Source organism: Streptomyces pluripotens (genome assembly GCF_000802245.2).
In the GTDB taxonomy this organism is placed as follows: Bacteria; Actinomycetota; Actinomycetes; order Streptomycetales; family Streptomycetaceae; genus Streptomyces; species Streptomyces pluripotens.
Genome location: NZ_CP021080.1, coordinates 4664750 through 4684159, shown reverse-complemented (window position 1 = coordinate 4684159; position 19410 = coordinate 4664750). Strand labels below are relative to the sequence as shown.

Sequence of the window (19410 nt, the reverse complement as noted above, 5' to 3'; positions counted from 1 at the left end):
CCGGCGCGGTCGACCTCGATTTCATTCAACCAGCACGTAAACGTCGCCCGGACGCTGCCCCCGCGAGCGTCGCAGAGAGGTCAGCGCGAAGGTGCGCTGCAGCCAACGGTCCCGGCCGTCGTAACGAGGGGTGAACGCGGTACGGCCGTGCGCGGTGACGTGGTTGTCGACGATGACCAGGTCGCCGGGAAGCAGTTCCGACGTCGTCGACACCTGCTCGAAGAGTGCGCCCAGCTCGGCGAGGGCGGTGACCCCCTCCTCCGTGGTGGCCCGGGTGGCGGCGAAGTCGACGCGCAGATCCGGGTCGGTCCAGGATCCACCCAGCACCGGATGGTGGAGCGCGCCCTTACTGCCGGCTCCGAAGGACGGTGGAGCCTCGGTGGTGAATTCGGGCAGGCTCAGCGTCTTCCGTGCCGCCGGGCTGAGCAGGTCCAGAACCTCGCGCACGCAGGCGGTACGCGTGCCCGCGACACCCTCGTGGTCGGCGCGCAGACACAGCAGCATGACGTAGTCCGGGCGGTGTTCGTGGAACGCGTTCTCGGTGTGGAAGGAGAGGAGGACCGATCCGGCGTTTCCCTGGAACTCCTCACGGCCCGGGACGGGCACGACGTCCTGCACCAGGGCTCCGGATTTCTCCTGGAGATACGCGGCGGGGTCGCCAAGTCCGCAGGCCACCATGAGGAGGATCGCGGCGGCGACGGACGCCTCCCGCTGGACCGAGTCGGCGGTCGACGGGGTGGGCCGCGATTCGTCGCCCACCGGAAGCCCCCGGATCAGCAGGCGGCCGCAGGGACCGGAGTGCCGGCGGAACCGGCGGATCTCCTGGCGAAGCGGGGCTGGGAGGTTGTCCCAGGCGTCCCGGGCGGCTGCCACGAACTCGGGGGAGTCGACCCGGCCGTCCGCGGCGTGGAGTATCTCCCGTGCGACCGCCTCCACGGTGGCGGCGTCGCCGCCGAGTGTGAGGGCGGCGTCGTCGCGGGCACCGCTGTCGCGGATACCGTTTTCCATCAGCTCCGTCATCAGGCAACACCTGTTGTGGACATCATCGAAAGTTCCTCGAGCTCCTCGAATTCACCTGCGAGCGCCGCGCTGCCGTAGATCTCCTCGACCCAGCCCCGGTGATAGACCGAGTCCAGGTATCTGTCGCCCATATCCGGTGCGACGGCCACGGCGGTGACGTCCGCGCCCGGTGCGTACTCGTCGAGCCAGCGCAGGGCGCCGCTGATCACCGTCCCCGTGGATCCGCCGAAGAGGAAGCCGCGTCTGGCCAGCCGGCGGCAGGCCCGTATGGTGTCCACCTCGTCCACGTGGACCACGTCGTCCACGTAGGACCGGTCGAGGAGCGATGGGCGCACACCCGTGCCGAGGCCGGGGATCTGCCGCGGCAGGGATGGGCCGCCGAAGGTCACCGAGCCGACCGCGTCGACCGCGACGACCTTGGCCTCGGGACGGCTCTCCTTGAAGTAGCGGGCGCACCCCATGAGGGTGCCGGTGGTGCCCGCACCGATGAAGGCCACCTGTAGATCGGGGAAGCGCTCGGCGATCGCCGGCGCCGTCCCCCAGTAGTGGGCGAGCGCGTTGTTCGGATTCGCGTACTGGTTGAGCCAGACATGGCGGTCGTCCGATTCACACAGCTCCTTCACCAGGTGCAGCCTCGCGCCGAGGAAGCCGCCGTCAGCCGCGGGTTCCGTAATGGTGTGGACCGTGCCGCCCATGGCCTCGATGAGCTGCTTCGTGGCCGGATTGCATCTGCTGTCCGTGACGCAGACGAATCCGTAGCCCTTGCTGGCAGCGAGAATGCTCAGCGCGACGCCGAGGTTGCCCGACGAGGACTCCACCAGAACCGAGCCGGGTCGCAGCACCCCGCTGGCCTCCGCCGCCTCGACCATGGCCCGGGCGGCCTTGAGTTTGATCGAACCCGCGAAGTTGAACCCTTCGCACTTCAGGTAGAGCCTGCGTCCGAAGGTCCGATGGAGGTCGACGAACAGGTCGTTCTCGTGGTACTGCTCCGGCTCTGAAATTATTGGCACAGCTCTCTCCCGTTCCGGGCAGTCGCCCCTAGCCGCCGTACCGGCTCATCTCGTGGAAAAAGTCCTCGACGACGTGAAGGTCACCGCTTCGCGACACCTGGTCGTAGACGTGGGCGCTGACTGCCAGGTCGAGCACACCCAGACCGAACGGCGAGAACACCACCGTGCGATCCGTCGGCACCGTGGTGCGGCCCGTCATGACGTCGTAGAGGGTCCCGTCGAGGAAGTCCCTGTTGCCGGAGAGCTGTTCGGCCAAGTGCGGCGAGGTGTCGGCCTTCAGGCAGTGCTCGACGTCGTCGACGTAGTTGGCCGAATCGAGGATGATCTCCGGTGCCAGATCACGCAGCGAGACATGGAGCACGAGCGGGTGATGGGCGAACAGCCGCGGGTCGGTGATGTGCGGAGCACCCGCCACCGTGGCGAAGACGACCAGGTCACTGGCGCGGATCAGATCGTCCACGGAGCTGTAGACACTCACCTGGCCGTTCTCGCCCGAGCGGTCCAGGTAGTCGGCGAATCCGGCGGCGTGATCCTCGGACAGGTCGTGCACACCGACCTCGTCGAAGCTCCATCCCGTGCCCGCCAGGTAGGTGTGCAGATAGCGGGCGATCAGACCGGTGCCGACGAAACCCACCCGGGTGGGGCGGGCCCGTCCGCGGGTCAGTCGATCGGCGGCCAGCGCGGCTGACGCGGCCGTCCTGCTCGCGCTGATGATCGAGCTCTCCAGGCAGGCGTACGGATAGCCGGTGCGCGGGTCGTTGAGGATCAGGACCGCGGAAGCGCGGGGCAGCCCTGAACTCACGTTCTCCGGGAAACTGGAGATCCACTTGAGTCCGTCCACGGCGGCGTCGCCGCCGAGTGACGCGGGGAGAGCGATGATCCGGGCCGTGGGCCGGTCGGGGAACCGGAGGAAGTACGACGGCGGGTTGACCGTCCTCCCCGCGCCGTGCGCGAGGTAGGCCGCTTCGACCATCTCCGTGACCAGCTTCTCCTGCCCGCTCAGTGCGCGTTGCACCTGCCGACCGGAGATCACTGCGAAATCTGGGCTGTGCTTGGTCATGTGGCTTCTGGACCTCTATACGGAGCGGGTGGTGGGATTCGCCATCGCGACGAGCACCTCGCGGGCTCCGTCGTAGGGCAGCCGGCTGTGCGCCGTGCGGAGGTTGTCGACGAGCATCACGTCTCCCGCGCGCCACGGCTCGGCGACGGTGACGGAGTCGTACGCCTTGTTGATCAGCGCGACGACGTCCTCGGTGACCTCGCCGCCGTCGCCGTAACTCGTGTTGAAGGGCAGGCCCTCCGGGCCGTAGACGTCGACCAGGTACTCACGCACCTCGGGCGCCATCGTCCACTGGTTGAGGAAGGCGATCTGGTTGAACCAGAGCCGCCGGCCATCGGCGGGATGGTGCAGCACCGCGGGCCGACGCTGGCTGGTGCGCAGTTCCTCGCCGCGCCACTCGAAGGAGATGTCATTGGCCGCGCAATACCTCTCGACCTCGGAGCGATCGGTGGTGCCGAACGCCTCCGCCCACGGAACACCGATGTCCTCGTTGTAGCTGCGGGTGAGCAGCCATCCCTCGCGTTCGAAGCGCTCCACGAGGTCGGAGGGCAGCTGCTCCAGGACACGACCGGCGTCGGCCAGGGCGGTGGCCCCGCCGGTGGTGGGTGCGCTGAGGCAGGCGAAGGCCATGGTCGCCGGAAACTCGACCGCGTAGCTCAGCTCGTGGTGCATGCACATCGGTTGGTTCGGCGGCCACTTGGACGACGAGTAGATGCGGTCGTCATACGTCCAGCGGGGCGCGAACGCCTCGCGTTCGGACATCAGGTCGTCTCCCAGGACCTTGAGCACGGCGGCCGCGCCGGCGGCGTCCGCCAGTCCCAGACCACGTACCAGTACGGCGCCCTCTGAGGCGACGATTCGGTACAGCGCTTCGCGGTGTCGGGCGGCCCAGGCCGCCGGGTCCGGCGCGTCGGCAACGGTGACGACGGCCGGGCGGCCCTCGTCACGGCGCCCTTCGAGTCCGGCGTAGGGGTCCGTATCGATCGGCGGCACTTTCACACTCGCTCTCGTTGGTGCATGTCGTGGACAGCCCGCACCACGGCGGCGGTCTGCGCCGGCCTGGTGCGGAAGAAGTGGTGGCCGCCTTCGGGCAGCTCGCGGACCTCAACGGTCCTGGCGATGCCGCGCCAGGCCGCGAGATCGCCCTCGTGGCCCCGGGTGGCGGGATCGTCGGCGGCGGTGACGAGGATCAGCGGGGCCTCGATGAGCGCGACCGGGGGGTTCTCCGCCGCGTCGGCGAAGAACGCGTTCGCTTCCAGGACGTCGTGCCGGTACGCCGCGCCGACCAGCGCCGCTCGGGTCGTGTCCGTCCCGGCGAGTTCGGTGTAGCCGCTGTCGCCGTTGAGCCGCGCCGCGACCTCCAGGGGGGTGAGCGCTTCGAGCTCGGCGCTGTGCCTGCGCCGCGCGTCCGGGGATCCGACGAGTTGGCCACCGATCAGGACGGCCCGCACGTCGTGACCCGTCCGCTCGAGAAGGCGCGCGGTCGCCACGGCCAGGGCCGCCCCGGATGAGTGTCCCCACAGCAGGATCGGGCCGGCGGCACATCGGCCGATCTCGCTCGCCGTGGTCCTGGCGACCTGCTCCAGGGAGACGAACGGCTCGGTCTCGGCTGTGAGGTCGTGTCCGGGCAGCTCCACTCCGTGTACGGCCAGCCCGCTGTCCGCCATCTCGCCGGCCAGGGCGTGGAAGTTGACGGCGTTACCGCCCGCGTAGGGAAAGCAGACGAGCGTGCCGGTCGCGGAGGGAGGCTGGAGGAGGGGGTTCAGAACGCCCGTCCCGGCATCCGCCTCCTCGGGCGTGCCGGTTCCGTCGATGAACGCCGCCAGGTCGCTCAGCCGCGGGTACCGGGTGAGATCCTTCAGCGACACGGCCCGCTCGAGCTTCACGACGAGGCGTACAGCGGAGAGGGAGGTGCCACCCGAGTCGAAGAAGTGACTGTTGCGGCCGACCCGCTGGGGCTCAAGGCCGAGCACGGCCGCCCAGGCGGCGGCGATCCGCTGTTCCGTCGGGGTGACCGGCGGCTCCGGGCCGTCCTCGTCCGCCGCCGCGAGCTCCGCCAACCGCTTCTTGTCAATCTTGCTGTTGGCGGTGAGCGGCAGGGCGTCGAGGCGATGGAAACGGCTCGGCACCATGTACTCCGGCAGCGCGGCCGCCAGCCACGTCCTCAGCTCGTCGACGGGCACGTCGGCGGCGGCGGCGTAGAACGCCGCCAGGCTCTCGCCGACGACGACCACGGCAGTGTCACGGACCCCGGCGACGCCGAGCAACCGGTTCTCGATCTCGCCGAGCTCGACGCGGAAGCCGCGCAGCTTCACCTGCGCGTCGCGGCGGCCCAGGAACTCCAGCTTGCCGTCGGGGCGCCAGCGGCCGAAGTCGCCGGAGCGGTAGAGCCGTTCACCCGGCCGGTGCGGATCGGTGCCGTACGCGGCGGCCGTGCGCTCCGGGTCGTTGATGTAGCCGCGGCCGACGCAGATTCCGGCGAACACGATCTCGCCGGACGAGCCGAGCGGCACCGGTTCGAGGTCGGGGTCGACGACATAGACCCGCACGTTGGCGACGGCCGGCCCGAGGGGGACCCGGTCACCGTGCGGCGGCCCAGTCATCACCTCGTGGTTCGTGTCATCGGAGGTCTCGGTGAGCCCGTACGCGTTGACGAGCGCGGTGCCGGGGAAGGCCGCGAACCAGCGTTCGACGAGCTCCTTCTTGAGCGCCTCACCGGTGGCCGAGAGGCAGCGGATCCGGCCGAGGCCGCCGCCGTGCTCCTCCAGGTGCGACAGCACCACTTCCAGGTAGGAGGGGACCAGCTGGGCCACGTCCGCGCCGCGGACGACCTCCACGAACCTCTCCACGTCGAGGATCGCCTCCTGCGGCACGATGAGTGTCGTGCCGCCGACCAGCAGGGCCGCGACGAGCTGCCAGAGCGAGATGTCGAAGCACTGGGGAGCGATCTGCGCGAGAACGTCGTCCTCGCCCACGCCGAGATCGTCGGTCTTCGCGTAGAGATGGTTGAGCATTCCCTCGTGCTCGCACATCACCCCCTTGGGCTTACCGGTGGAGCCGGACGTGAAGTAGATGTAGGCCAGCCGGTCGGCGCCGATCTCGATACCGAGGTCCGTCGGGTCGGCCCCGTCGCTCTCGTCGACGCGGAGCACGGCGATGGACGGACGGTGGCTCAACGCCTCGTCGAGGGTGGCGGTGCTCCCGGGTTCCGTGAGGACGAGGGTGCAGCCGGAACGGTCGAGGGTGGTGCCGATACGGTCCGCCGGGAAGTGCGGCTCGATCGGCACGTAGACACCGCCAGCCTTGAACACGGCGAGGACGGAGGCCATCCAGTCCAGGTTGCGCTCCGTCACCACGGCGACGGGATCCTCGGCGGTCAGGCCGCGGGCGAGGAGGGTCCGGGCGATCCGGTTCGCGTGGGCGTTGAGTTCGGCGTACGTGATCCGGCGCTCGCCCATGATAGCGGCGGTCTTCCCGGGGTGCAGACGCACGCGCTCCTCGAAGAGCTCGTGGAAGCGGCGGTCCGGAAGCTCCCGCGCCGGACCGGCCATGCCGACGAGCTGATGGTGCCGTTCCTCGGCGGAGAGCAGGCTGCGGCCCTCGTGCGGGGCGTCCGGTTCGGTGGCGATGCGGTGGAGAGCCGTGTGGTGATAGCCGGCGACCCGGGTCGCGTGGTCGGCGTCGAAGTCTTCGGTGCGGTACGTCAGCACCAGGGCGCCGTCGGAGACGGACACCCCGAACACCACGCCGTCGGGCAGTGTGCCCGGCGTCCCGCCGACCACGGTCTCGAAGCCGTGGCGGGGTGCGGCGGCCGCGTCGCGGACGCGGTCCACCAGGCCGGCCCAGGTGGTGCCGGCCACCGGCACGAGGTGGGGCACGGGGCCGAAGGCCACCTCGTCCTCACCGCTGAGAGTCGCGACGACCTTGGCGTGGGCGGCGGACAGTTCCGCCGGCGTCGGTTCGGATTCCAGCGGAATGCCGACGGTCGCCGTGCCCGGTGCCGAACCGATTTTCGCCTGCCACCGCGGAACGGCGGTATGACCGGACCTCATGAGAGGGCTCCTCCACTAGCGGAGTTGGAATGAGAAAAGGTATGGGCGAGGGTTTCCCTCCCGTTATCGATCACATTTCAGCGACGTCGATAGCGGGATATCGCCAGCGGAACCGCGAAGCACATGAGGCCCACGCTCCACAGCACGGTGCCGAGGACAGGGCCGGCGATCGGCCCCCCGGCGAGCAGGTTGCGGCACGCGTCCGTCACCAGGGTCGTGGGGTTGGCCTCGGCGAAGGCCCGCAGCCAGCCCGGCATCGTGCTGGTCGGCACCAGCATGGAACTGCCGAACTGGAACGGGATCATCCAGAGGAAGCCCACCGACTGCACGGTGTTGGGACTGCGGATCGTCAGGCCGATGAAGGCCGACACCCAGGCCAGCGCGGTACCGTACAGCAGCGTGAGCAGCACAGCGGCCACCGCGAACAGGAAGTTGGTCTCGACCCGGAAGCCGATGGCGAGCGCGAAGAAGAGCATGGCGACCTGGCCCAGCAGGAGCCGGCTCATATCTGCCACGATCCGGCCGGTCAGGACAGCCGAGCGGGCGATGGGCAAGGACCGGAACCGGTCCATCACACCGTTGTCGAAGTCGACGGCGAGCAGGTAACCGGTCGAACGGGACGCGAACATCAGCGTCTGCACCATGATGCCCGGCAGGAGGAACTGCCGGTAATCTCCGGGGCGGTCTCCCCAGATGGCGCCGCCGAAGACGTACAGGAAGATCAGGGTGAAGACCATCGGCATGACCACGGAGTCGAGGAGCTGTCCGGGATCGCCGCGCAACTGGAGCATGTTGCGCCTGGCGAGGGCGAGCGATTGCCTGACGACGTCCCGCGGCCCGTTCCGTGCGGAACCGGCGAGGGGGGGTGCCCCGACGATCGGCGCGATGTCGGTGGTCGGGGTCACGCGGTGCTCCTGGTCAGTTCGATGAAGGCCTCGTCGAGGCTGGCGACCCTGGTGTCCACGGCCAACACCTCCACCGCCGAGGCGGTGACGGCCCGCACCGCACGGGTCAGTTCGTCCGGTTCCACGAGCGACAGCCGGACCGCGCAGGCCTCCTGGTCGATCCGGCCGTCCAGCCCTTCCAGGGCCAGGCTTCCCGCGAGGGCTGCCAGATCCCGAGGGTGCGCGGGCCGTATCTCGAGGGTCCGGCCGCCCACCCGGGCCCGGAGCTCCGCGGCCGTGCCGGCGGCGATGACTCGTCCCATGTCCACGACGACCACCGAGTCGGCCAGCGCCTCGGCCTCCTCCATGTACTGGGTGGTGAGCAGAACGGTCGCGCCGGCCCGGGCGCGTTCCTCCACCATGGCCCATAGCTCGTTGCGGCTGTGCGGGTCCAGACCGGTGGTCGGCTCGTCGAGGTAGATGAGCCTCGGCTCGCCCATGAGCGATGCGGCGAGGTCGAGACGCCGGCGCATTCCGCCGGAGTACTCGCGGGCGGGCTTGCCGCCCGCCTCGGCGAGACGGAACCGCTCCAGCATCCCGTTCGCCTCCGACCGGGCCCGCCGGGCGGGCACGCCCAGGAGGCGGGCGATGAGATACAGGTTCTCCCTGCCGGAGATGTTGCCGTCGACCGAGGCGAACTGCCCGGTCAGCGCGATGCAGCGGCGGACCTGGTGGGGCTCCTTCACCACGTCGTACCCGAAGACCCGGGCTCGCCCGGCATCGGGTTGCAGCAGAGTCGCCAGGACACGCACCGTCGTGGTCTTTCCCGCCCCGTTCGGGCCGAGGAGGCCCAGGATCTGCCCGGCCGGCACCGCGAGGTCGACTCCGTCGAGGGCCCGGTGGGCGCCGAAGCGCTTCACCAGGCCCTCGACCTCGATAGCCAGAGTCATGGTGTTACTGCGCGTCCATCGCGGTGGCGAGACTACGCGGGCGCATATCGGTCCAGTTGGCCTCGATGTAGGCGAGGCAGGCGTCGCGGGTGTCGGCCGGGTGGGCGGTCAGCCAGCCGGCGGGCACGTCGACGAACGTCGGCCAGAGGGAGTGCTGTCCCTCGTCGTTGACGAGCACCACATAGGTGCCGTCCGCGTCCTCGAACGGATTGGTCATCCTCGTTCTCCTTCCAATTGCGGGGAAAGCACTGCGGCGAGTGAGCCGACAGTGGGGTGTTCGTAGAGGTGGTGCACTGACAGCCGGGCGGTCAGCGCGCTGTTGATGCGGTTCACGAGCTGGGCGGCGCGCAGCGAACTGCCGCCGAGGTCGAAGAAGCGGTCGTCGCGGCCGACATCGGTGCCGAGGACGTCGGTCCAGAGGGCGGCCAGGGCCTGTTCCAGCTCGGTGGCAGGCGGTACGAACTGCCGTCCGCCCCGTTCCAGCGCTGCGACCGCGACGGTGAGCAGCTGGTCCCGGTCGGCGGGCAGCCTCTCGACGCGCAGACAGCGCATGGGGTGGTCGAGCTCCCTCGCCACCGGTGCCACGGCCGCCCGGACGTCGGCCTCGGAGGCCGGCCCGGTGTACACGACGATCGCCTCCGCGATGTGCAGGCTGTCCGGGGCAAGGGCGCGCGCGATGTGCTCGTTGCGGCCGTCGAGGCCGACCAACACGGTAGCCCGGTCCTGTCCCAGCACGGTGAGTAGCGAGGCGAGGCCCTCGTCGGGGTCGAGGGTGCGGAAGCCGCGGGCCTCGGCGGCGCCCTCGGGCGCGCCCCGGTTCATGCCAAGGCCGCTCCAGGTGCTCCACGCCAGGCAGTGCACCGGCCGGCCGCGTTCGCGGCCCCAGTGGTCGGCGAATCCGTGCAGGAAGCTGTTGGCCGACGAGTACGCCGCGAAGGAGCTTCCGCCGAACTCGCCGTTGACCGACGAGAAGAGCACGAGGGGTGTGTCGGGCCGGTCCTCCAGCAGTTCGGCGAGCGCCAGGGTGCCGGTCACCTTCGCGCGGTAGGCGTCGTGGAAGGCCTGGGGGGACTCGCGGGCTACCTGGTGCAGTTCCAGTCGCGCCCACTGGTGGGAGACGTCGGCGCCGGCCAGGTGCAGCACACCGTCGAGCGGTGCTCCCCAGCGTGCCTCCGCCTCGCGCACCGCGGCCCGCAGCGCGACCGGATCGGCCACGTCGAGCGCGCGGTAGGCCACGTCGCCCAGGACTTCCAGGTCGTCGAGGCGCTCGGCGCGCTCGCCCCGGTCGGCCGGGCTCCGTCCGACCAGCAGCAGTTTCGCGCCGTGGGCGGCCAGGAGGTATTCCGCGACCGGATGGGCGACGCCGCCGAGACCACCGGTGACGAGGTAGCGGCCGCCGGTGACGAACGCGTCCCTCCCCCGTTCGTCGAGGGCCATCGGCCGCAGCCGGGGCACTAGGCGTCGCGTGCCTCGGTGGGCCACGAGGTCGGCGGCGTCGTGGCAGGCGAGTTCCGTGACGATCGCGGCGGCGCGGTCGGAGGGGTCGGACACGTCGAGTTGCCGGACGGACGGCAGCACCCGCTCCGCCGCGGCCGTCCGCAGAAGACCGGGCAGGCCCGCGGTGGCGAGGTCGAGGGTGTCGCCCGCCGCCGTCCACAGACCGCCGCTCGTGACGACCAGGAGCGGGGGCGCGGGATCGTACGCGGCCAGGTCCTGGACCAGCCGCACCACGTCGAGGGCCACGCTCTCCGCGTCGGAGCCCTGTGCCAGGTGGACGACGGCGCCGGCGTGTCCGGCCGGGGTGGCACCGCCGGCCGGGGAGGCGAGGAGCTCGGGGACGCCGGGTACGGCGACGAGCTCCTCCCGGAGGGCCTCCGAGACCAGCCACGGGCCGGGGGGCACCGCGCCGCGTTCGGCGGGAAGGTCGATCCAGGTCCGCTCGAAGTACCAGGGGCCGTCCGGCTCGTCGCACCACTCGGCGTACTTGCCCGCGTCGAGGTCGGCGATGAGCTGGGCTCGCTGGATCTTGCCGCTGCCCGTCTTGGGGAAGTCCTGCCGCTCGACCGGGATCACCAGGTCGGGCTGGAGGCCCAGGGCCTCGGCCACCCGCGCCTTGATCGCGGCGATGGTGTCGTGGACCGAGGTCCGGTCGTCGAAGGCCGGGACGAAGAAGATCACCAGTTTGTCGGTGCTCTCGCCCGCGCCGGACCAGCCGCAGGCGGCGACGTACGTGACCTCGGTGCCCTCCACCTGCTCGGCGATGGACTCCACGTCGTAGCTCAGGATGTTGGCACCCTGGACGATGATGAGGTCCTTGTCCCGGCCGGTGATGGTGAGCCGGCCCTGGTGCAGGAACGCGAGGTCGCCCGTGCTGAACCAGCCGTCGGCGGTGAACGCCTCCGCGTTCGCTTCCTCGTTGCGGAAGTAGCCCTCCATGATCGTCGGTCCCGTGACCTGGAGCCGCCCCACGTGGTCCTCGGGCAGCACGACGTCGTTCGGGTCGATGATGCGCAGCCGCACGCCCGGGATCGGCGGGCCGACTTCCGTGAACGTGACGGCGTCGGGGTCGGTGGACCAGCGCAGCGCCCCGCCGAGCGAGCTCTTGTCCACCCGCAGCCGGCCCTTGTCCGGATCTCCGGCGCGCAGCGTCGAGTACGTCACGCCCGAACTGGTCTCCGACATCCCCCAGGAGGGGCGCATCGCGTCGGCCGGCATCCCGTGCGCCGTGAGCAGCTCGATGAAGCGGTCCGCGGTGCGGCTGACGACGGCCTCTCCCCCGTTGAGGAGGTGCCTCAGCGTCGACAGGTCCCAGGACCGGCCCGTCATCGCGGCGGCACGCTCGTTCACGAGCGCGAAGGCGAAGTTGGGGGCCCAGGTGTTGGTGACGCCGTACCGGTCGACCCAGTCGAGCCAGCGCAGCGGGTCGGCGAGGAAGGCGTCGATGGTGGCGTTGACGTGCCGGCAGCGCAGCACCACGTCCCGCACGCTCCACATGATGATGCCGCCGACGTGGTCGAGCGGCATCCAGTTCAGCCCGACCTCGTCGGAATCGAATCCGTGCACCGCCGCGATGGCCCGGGTGCGGGCCAGGATGCTGCGGCTGGCGTGCCGGACCACCTTCGGCACCCCTGTGCTGCCGGAGGTGAGCAGGTGCACGACCGGGCTGTCCGGGGTCGCCGGGAACCAATCCGTGCTCCGGGGGCCGTCGCACAGTTCCTCGACGACGGCCACCCGCAGGTCGTCGACGTCCCACAGGGCGGACAGCTTGGCCACCGCCGGGGCGAGGGCGGCGTCGGTGAGGATGAGCGGCCGGTCCAGCAGATGCCAGGCGTTGCGCAGTTTGGTCGTGACGGCGTTCTCACGGTCGTAGCCGGGTGCGGCACCGACCGGGGTGGGCAGGTATCCGCCCAGGACGCACGCCCAGAACGCGGTGACGAAAGCGCGGTTGTCGCCGAACTGGAACAGCACGGACTCGCCGGGGGCGATGCCGGTGGAGCGCAGGCCGGTGAGCAGCCGCTGTGCGTCGTTGAGCAGCCCGGAGTAGCTCTGGAACTGCTCGTCGCCACCCGTCAGGTAGATGATCCCCTGCTCCGGGGCGAGTTCGGCGGCCAGCCGGAGAGCTTCCTGCAGGGTGGTGGGGAAACCGGGGTCGGCTGGCAGGTCGCCGCCGTACGCGACGGCCGGCGGCCCCGCCGCCGCGGGCGGTGCGTCCGCGGGGCGGGGTGCGGTCGGGCGCACACGGTCGAGCCTGGCCTCCCTGCGCAGCAGGGGCGCGGCCTCCTCCACCCCTGTGACGGATTCGGCCGCCGCCCGCAGCAGGGCCACGGCGTCGTGTCCGGGCATCGTCATCGGTTCCGCCCCCCTTGGCCGGGGTACGCCAGCTCACGGCCCAGCAGCGTGCCGCCCACGAGCGCGGCGAGCTCCGCTTCGGAGTCGTGGAGGTAGAAGTGGCCGCCGGGGAAGACCTCGACGGAGAACGCCCCGGTGGTCTGCTCCTCCCATGCGCGGAGCCCGCTGACGGGGACGCGCGGGTCGGTGTCTCCGCCGAGTGCGGTGACCGGTACGGAAAGCGGCTGGTCGGGGCGGTGCCGGTGGTTCTCCCACAGGACGAAGTCGGCACGCAGCGTCGGCAGCAGCAGCTTCATCAGCTCGGGGTCGGTGAACACCCCGTCCGACGTGCCGTCCAGGCTCCGCAGAGCGGCTTGGAAGTCGTCGTCGGACAGCCGGTGCAGCTCCGGCGCGGCGACGTCGTGGCCCGGGGCCGACTGCCCGGACAGGAACAGGTGCCCGGGCTGGGTGCCGCGCTTGCGCAGCGCCCTGGCCAGTTCGAACGCCAGCAGCGCGCCGCCGCTGTGGCCGAAGAACGCGTACGGGCCCTGGAGATAGGGCCGCAGCGCCACGGCGACCATGCGGACGGCCACGTCGACGGACGCGGGGTGCGGTTCGCCGACGCGGTCCTCGCGGCCGGGCAGTTGCACGGCCACGATTTCCACCTCCGGCGGGAGGAGATCCGGCCACGCGGCGAAGGCGCTCGCCCCTGCTCCCGCGTGCGGAAAGCAGAACAGACGGACCCTCCGGCTCGTCCGCCGGGCGCGGCGGACGAATGGAGTTTCTGCTATGAGCCTGTCAGGCATGACCGAGCCGCCTCGAAATCCGCGGGACAACAGGAATACGTCGCACGGTATTGAGCCGTCTTATCGGTCCTCTATTACGGCCATTTCCGGCCCGCATTCGAAGGACCCGGCGATACGTGTAGCCACATCGCGCAGCAGGGCCGGCTCCAGCAGATCGTCGTGCCCACACTCGAACGGGGTGACCTTCAGCTCCCCGTCCACGTAGGGAGCCCAGGCGGTGGCGAGCTTCGCGGCCCTCTCCTCGCCGCCCGAGGTGATCAGCGCGACCTCGCCCTTGTACGCTGCGGGCCGGTGCGCCGTGGCCACCATGATGGTGTTGATCATGACGTCGAAGAGCCGCTCGTCGGCCGCGCCGCCGAGGATCTCTCCGACCAGGCCCCGTGCCCGCGCCCGCTGTTCCGCCTCGTCGCCCCGGTTGTCGGGGTCACCGCCCGCGTCGTCGCTCAGGACGGCGAGCACGTCGGCGGAGGTGAGCAGCCGCTGCTCCGCCACCGGGCCCTCCTGAGCGGGGTCGCCCGGCCGGGAGTCCATGATGGCCAGCAGGGCCACCTGCTCGCCCTGTTCCTGCAGGGTGGTGGCGATGGCGTGCGCGATGTTGCCACCGGTCGAGTACCCCAGCAGGTGGTACGGGCCCTGCGGCTGCACGGCGCGCATCTGCTCGACCGCGTCGAGCGCCCACGCGGCCAGCGAGTCCGGCAGCGGTCCCGGGCCGTCGAGTCCCCACGCCTGCAGGCCGTACAGGCCCACGTCCTCGGGCAGCCCGCGCAGGAGTCCCGCGTAGCACCAGCTCAGGCCGAGCGCCGGCGGAGCGCAGAACAGGGAGGGGCGGTCGCCGCCACGGCGCAGCACCGCCATGGGGCCGGTGTCGTCGGCGCTGTCGAGCCGCGCCGCGAGCAGGGCCGGGGTGGGCGCCTCGAAGAGCGTCCGGATGTCCGCCACGACGTCGAGCGCGGTGCTGATCCGGGTGGCGAGGCGCATCGCGAGCAGCGAGTGGCCACCGAGCTCGAAGAAGTTCCCGTCGACGCCGACCCGGGGCAGTTCGAGGGCTTCCGCGAAGAGGCCGCAGAGCAGTTCCTCTCGCAGGCTGCGCGGATCGCGCCCGGCCGTCGCCGCGCCCACCTCCGGTACGGGCAGGGCCTTGCGGTCGAGCTTGTTGCTGGGACTCAGCGGCAGGCCTTCCAGCACCACGACCGCACCGGGCACCATGTGCGCCGGCAGCACCACTGCGAGCCGGCTGCGCAGTTCCCCGGGGTCCAGCTGTACTCCGGGGGCCGGGACGGCGTAGCCGACGAGCCGGTCGGCGTGGACGGCCGCGGCGGCGTGGGTGACACCGGGCTGCTCGGCGAGCGCCGACTCGATCTCCCCCAGCTCGATCCGCAGGCCGCGGAGCTTCACCTGCGTGTCGGCCCGGCCGACGAACACCAGCCGGCCGTCGCGGTCCCACCGGACGAGGTCGCCGGTGCGGTACATCCGGCAGCCGGGTGCGAACGGGTTGGCGACGAACCTCTCGGCGGTCAGGGCGGGGCGGTCGAGGTAGCCGCGGGCCAGGCCGGGACCGGTCGTGTACAGCTCTCCCGCCACGCCGGGCGGGACGGGCCGCAGGTACCGGTCGAGCACGTACACACCGGCGTTGGCGATGGGCCGGCCGATCGGGACCGTCTGCCGGCCCGGAGCGTCGTACACCCAGGACGCGACGTCGACGGTCGCCTCGGTCGGGCCGTACGCGTTGACGAGCCCGCGGCCTTGGGACCAGTGGGCGATCACATCCGCCGGGGGCACGTCGCCGCCGGTGATGATCATCCGTAGGGCGGGCAGCGCGACACGCGGCAGGCCGGACATCACGGCCGGCGTGAGGTGCGCGTGCGTGACGCGCCGGTCGGCGAGGAACGCGGCGAGTTCGTCGCCGACCAGCATGCCCGGGGGGATCACGAGGCAGGAGCCGGTGAGCAGGGCGAGGCACAGCTCGGAGACGCTCGCGTCGAAGCTCGGGGAGATCAGCTGTGCGACGCGGTTGCCCGTCCCGGCTTCGTACCGCTCGGCCTGGTTGGCGACCAGGCCCGCGATGCCGCGGTGGGACACCACGACGCCCTTGGGGTGGCCCGTCGATCCGGAGGTGTAGATGACGTACGCGGCGTCGTCGAGGTGCCGGGCGACGACCGGTTCCGTACCGGGCAGCCCCTCCGGGACCGGGAAGGAAGCGGGCGAGAGCTCGCATACCGGCCGGGCGTCGTCGAGCATGAACGCGATCCGCTCGGCCGGGTAGTCCGGGTCGACCGGCAGGTACGCGGCGCCGGCCTTCAGCGTCGCCAGCACGGCGATCACCAGGTCGGCCGAGCGGGGCAGCCGCAGCGCAACGATCTCCCCCGGTCCCGCGCCCCGCTCGCGCAGCAGGTTCGCGAGCCGGTTGGCGCGGAGGTCCAGTTCGGCATAGCTGAGCGTTTCGGCACCGTGCTCCACGGCCGGGTGGTCCGGGGTACGGGCCACCTGCCGCGCGAAGAGCTCCGGCCAGGTGAGCGGAAGCACGTCGCGGGCGGTGTCGTTCCACCCCTCGAGGACCCGCCGGCCCAGCTCCGGACCGAGGACGTCGAGCCGGTCCACCGGCGCGTCCGGCTCGGCCACGGCCGCGGCGAGCAGCCGGACCAGGGAGTCGGCCAAGCCGCGGGTGGTTTCCGGGTCGAACAGGTCGGTGGCGTACCGCACGATCCCGTTCAGCCCCGAGGCCTCGTCCTCCTCCAGGACAAACGCCAGGTCCACCTTGGCGGCTTCCGAGTCGACCTGCTCCCCGCGGACCACCAGGCCCGCCAGCTCCGGCTCCGAGATGTCGAGGTTCTGCAGGGTGAGCATCACCTGGAACAGGGGGTGGTGGGCCAGCGAGCGGGCCGGGTTGAGCACCTCGACGAGCCGCTCGAACGGCACGTCCTGGTGGGCGAACGCGGCCAGGTCCGTCTCCCGTACCCGGTCGAGGAGCTCGTGCAGCGTCGGGCTGCCGGAGACGTCGGTGCGCAGCACGACCGTGTTGACGAAGAAACCGACCAGCTCACGGGCCGCCTCCTCGTCGCGGCCGGCGACCGCGCAGCCGATCGGGATGTCCGTGCCGCTGCCGTACCGGGCGAGCAGGGCGGCGAGGGCGGCCTGCAGCACCATGAACACGCTGGCGTGCCGGCGGCGGGCCAGGTCCGCGACGGCGCGGTACAGGGCGGGACCGATCGTCAGCGGCACCGAGCCGCCATGGTGGCCGAGGGCGGCCGGCCGGGGCCGGTCGACGGGGAGATCCAGCAGGTCGGGGGCGCCCGCGAGGGTGTCGCGCCAGAACGCCGTCTGGCGTGCCAGCACGCTGTCCGGGTCGTCCTCCTCGCCGAGGACCTCCTGCTGCCAGAGGGCGTAGTCAGCGTACTGCGCCGGAAGCGGGGCCCAGTGCGGGGCGCGCCCGGCGCGCCGGGCCTCGTACGCGGTGGCCAGGTCGCGCAGCAGCGGTCCCATCGACCAGCCGTCGGTGACGATGTGGTGGACGAGCACGAGCAGGACGTGTTCGTCGCCGCCGGGGGAGAAGAGCCAGCAGCGGATGGGAAGTTCGCGGTCGAGCGCGAACGCGTACCCGGCAGCGGCGGCGATGTCGTCGCCGGCCACTTCCTCCAGAACCGGCTCTCCGGTCACGATCCGCTGGTACGGCACGCCCGACTCGTCACCGAAGACGGTGCGCAGGCTCTCGTGCCGTCCCACCACGTCGGCGAGGGCGGCCCGCAGCGCGGCCCGGTCGACCCGGCCGGTGAGCCGCAGCGCCAGCGGGACGTTGTACGTGGGCGACGGGCCCTCGAAGCGGTACATGAACCACAGACGGCGCTGGGCGGCCGACAAAGGCACCTGCTCGGGCCGCGGCCGCGGGGTGAGCGCGGGTCGGGACCGCCCGGCGGCCGGTCCCGACCCGGCGATCCGCGCGGCGAACCCGGCGACGGTGGGTGCCTCGAAGAGGGTCCGGATGCCGACGTCGACGCCGAGCTCGTCCCGGACGCGGGCGACGACCCGGGCGGCGAGCAGCGAGTGCCCGCCGAGGTCGAAGAAGACGTCGTCGACGCCGACCGAGGGCACGCCCAGGCACTCGGCGAAGATCGTGCAGAGTGCTTCCTCTCGGGCGTCCCGGGGGCCCTGGGCGGACGTGCCCGTCGCCTCGGGCTCGGGCAGCGCGTCCCGGTCCAGCTTTCCGTTGGCGGTGAAGGGCAGTCGGTCCATCGCCACGTACGCGGACGGCGCCATGTACTCGGGAAGCCGCTCGGCGGCGTACGCCCGCACGTCCGCCAGGTCGAGCCCGGCGGGCGTCACGTACGCGACGAGACGCTTGTCCGCCGGCCTGTCCTCGCGCAGCACGACGGCGGCGTGCGACACGTCCGGGTGCTTGCCGACGGCCGACTCGACCTCGCCCAGCTCGATCCGGAAGCCCCGCAGCTTCACCTGGTGATCGACACGGGCGACGAACTCCAGCTCGCCGTGCCGGCTCCAGCGGCCGAGGTCGCCGGAGCGGTACATCCGCGACCCCGGAGGGCCGTACGGGTCGGCGACGAACTTGGCGGCGGTGAGGCCGAGCCGGTTGAGGTAGCCGCGGGAGACCAGGTCGCCCGCGATATAGAGCTCGCCCGTCACTCCGACGGGCAGCGGTCGCAGCCTCGCGTCGAGCACATACATCCGGGTGTTCCAGACCGGCCGGCCGATGGTGAGGACACCGCTGGGGACGGCGTCGCCGGGGGCGATGCGGAACTCGGTGCAGCCCACGGTCGTCTCCGTGGGCCCGTACTCGTTGACCACGGTCACGCCGGGGTGCCGACGGCGCCACTCGTCGAGCAGCTCACCCATCAACGACTCGCCGCCGAGCACGAGCTGCTCGGTCGGGGAGAACGCGTCCGGCAGGTTCAGCAGCAACGAGAGGTGGCTCGGCGTGGCCTTGACGAAGGCGGGGCGCGTGCCCGGGGCGTCACCGTTCAGGTCGACGAGGTCCACGGCACCGCCCGCGGTCAGGGGCGCAAAGATACCGGTGACCGTGAGGTCGAAGGAGATCGGCGAGTGCACGAGCGCACCGCGCTCGACGGAGTCGTAGGCGGTCCGGGCCCATGCCAGGTACGAGTTGAGGGAGCGGTGCTCGACCACGACACCCTTCGGCCTGCCGGTGGAACCGGAGGTGAAGATCACGTACGCGGCGGCGCTGTCCGGTACGAACCCCGGCAGCGGCTTTGTCCGCACGGTGTCGCCGTCCGCGTCCGGGAAGAGGTCCGCGTCCAGGTGGAGACGCGGACGCGCGCCGGGAAGCTCGGTCGTCGTGGTGGTCACCACCAGCACCGGATCAACGTCGTCGAGCACGAAGGCGAGCCGGTCGGCCGGGTGCTCCGGATCAAGCGGCAGGTAGGCCGCCCCGGCCCCAAAGACGGCGAGCACCGCCACCACCAGGTCGACGGACTTCGGCAGGGCGATCGCCACGAAGGTCTCCGGGCCGGCACCCCGTGCGATCAGGAGCCGGGCGAGGCGGTCGACGCGGTCGGCCAGTTCGGCGTAGGTGACGCGGTCGTCCCCGCACACCACGGCGACGGCTCCGGGGTTCCGGGCCGCCTGCGCGGCAAAAAGCTCCGGCACGGTCGTCCGGGGCACGTCGTGCCCCGGATCGTTCCAGCCGGTCAGAACATTGTGGCGTTCCTCCTCGGACAGGATCGGCAGATCACCCACCGGGAGGTCCGGGTCGGCCGCGGCTGCGGTGAGCAGACGGACCAGACGGTCGGCCATCGCCTGCACGGTCTCGGCCTCGAACAGGTCGGTGGCG

Annotated in this window: 11 protein-coding genes (1 of these 11 running past the window's edge); all 11 read right to left on the bottom strand. The window is 71.4% G+C overall.

Features of this window, described 5'->3' with window-relative positions; all coding sequences use genetic code 11:
• Positions 1-21: 21 nt before the first annotated feature.
• Complete coding sequence (locus tag LK06_RS21090) at positions 22-1008, bottom strand: TauD/TfdA family dioxygenase (RefSeq protein ID WP_052319085.1); 987 nt, start codon at positions 1006-1008, stop codon at positions 22-24.
• 11 nt (positions 1009-1019) lie between these two features.
• Positions 1020-2030: a 2,3-diaminopropionate biosynthesis protein SbnA gene (gene sbnA, locus LK06_RS21085; protein ID WP_052319079.1), complete on the bottom strand. Its 1011-nt coding sequence runs from the start codon at positions 2028-2030 to the stop codon at positions 1020-1022.
• Between the two features lie 28 nt (positions 2031-2058).
• Positions 2059-3090, bottom strand: a complete 1032-nt coding sequence (gene sbnB, locus LK06_RS21080) for a 2,3-diaminopropionate biosynthesis protein SbnB (RefSeq protein WP_043435578.1) — start codon at positions 3088-3090, stop codon at positions 2059-2061.
• 15 nt (positions 3091-3105) lie between these two features.
• Positions 3106-4083: a TauD/TfdA family dioxygenase gene (locus LK06_RS21075; RefSeq protein ID WP_234367625.1), complete on the bottom strand. Its 978-nt coding sequence runs from the start codon at positions 4081-4083 to the stop codon at positions 3106-3108.
• Positions 4084-4085: 2 nt separating this feature from the next.
• Positions 4086-7142 carry a non-ribosomal peptide synthetase gene (locus LK06_RS21070; RefSeq protein ID WP_052319080.1) on the bottom strand — a complete coding sequence of 1019 codons (3057 nt, stop codon included), beginning with the start codon at positions 7140-7142 and terminating at the stop codon, positions 4086-4088.
• A gap of 77 nt (positions 7143-7219) precedes the next feature.
• Positions 7220-8047: an ABC transporter permease gene (locus LK06_RS21065; RefSeq protein ID WP_052319081.1), complete on the bottom strand. Its 828-nt coding sequence runs from the start codon at positions 8045-8047 to the stop codon at positions 7220-7222.
• Positions 8044-8976 (bottom strand): daunorubicin resistance protein DrrA family ABC transporter ATP-binding protein, encoded by a 933-nt coding sequence (locus LK06_RS21060; protein ID WP_043435583.1) that lies wholly within the window; start codon positions 8974-8976, stop codon positions 8044-8046. The genes LK06_RS21065 and LK06_RS21060 overlap by 4 nt, the downstream gene beginning before the upstream one ends.
• A gap of 4 nt (positions 8977-8980) precedes the next feature.
• Positions 8981-9193 (bottom strand): MbtH family protein, encoded by a 213-nt coding sequence (locus LK06_RS21055; RefSeq protein WP_043435585.1) that lies wholly within the window; start codon positions 9191-9193, stop codon positions 8981-8983.
• Entirely contained in the window at positions 9190-12825 is a 3636-nt protein-coding gene (locus tag LK06_RS21050; RefSeq protein WP_199838665.1) for an SDR family NAD(P)-dependent oxidoreductase, read from the bottom strand. Before LK06_RS21050 ends, LK06_RS21055 begins: the two co-directional genes overlap by 4 nt.
• Entirely contained in the window at positions 12822-13610 is a 789-nt protein-coding gene (locus LK06_RS21045) for a thioesterase II family protein (RefSeq protein ID WP_043435589.1), read from the bottom strand. Before LK06_RS21045 ends, LK06_RS21050 begins: the two co-directional genes overlap by 4 nt.
• 60 nt (positions 13611-13670) lie before the next feature.
• Positions 13671-19410: the 3' portion of a non-ribosomal peptide synthetase gene (locus LK06_RS21040; protein ID WP_086083430.1), read on the bottom strand. 4286 nt of this gene lie beyond the right edge of the window; the window shows 5740 of its 10026 coding nt (coding positions 4287-10026); the start codon falls outside the window, past its right edge — the gene reads right to left on this strand; its stop codon occupies positions 13671-13673.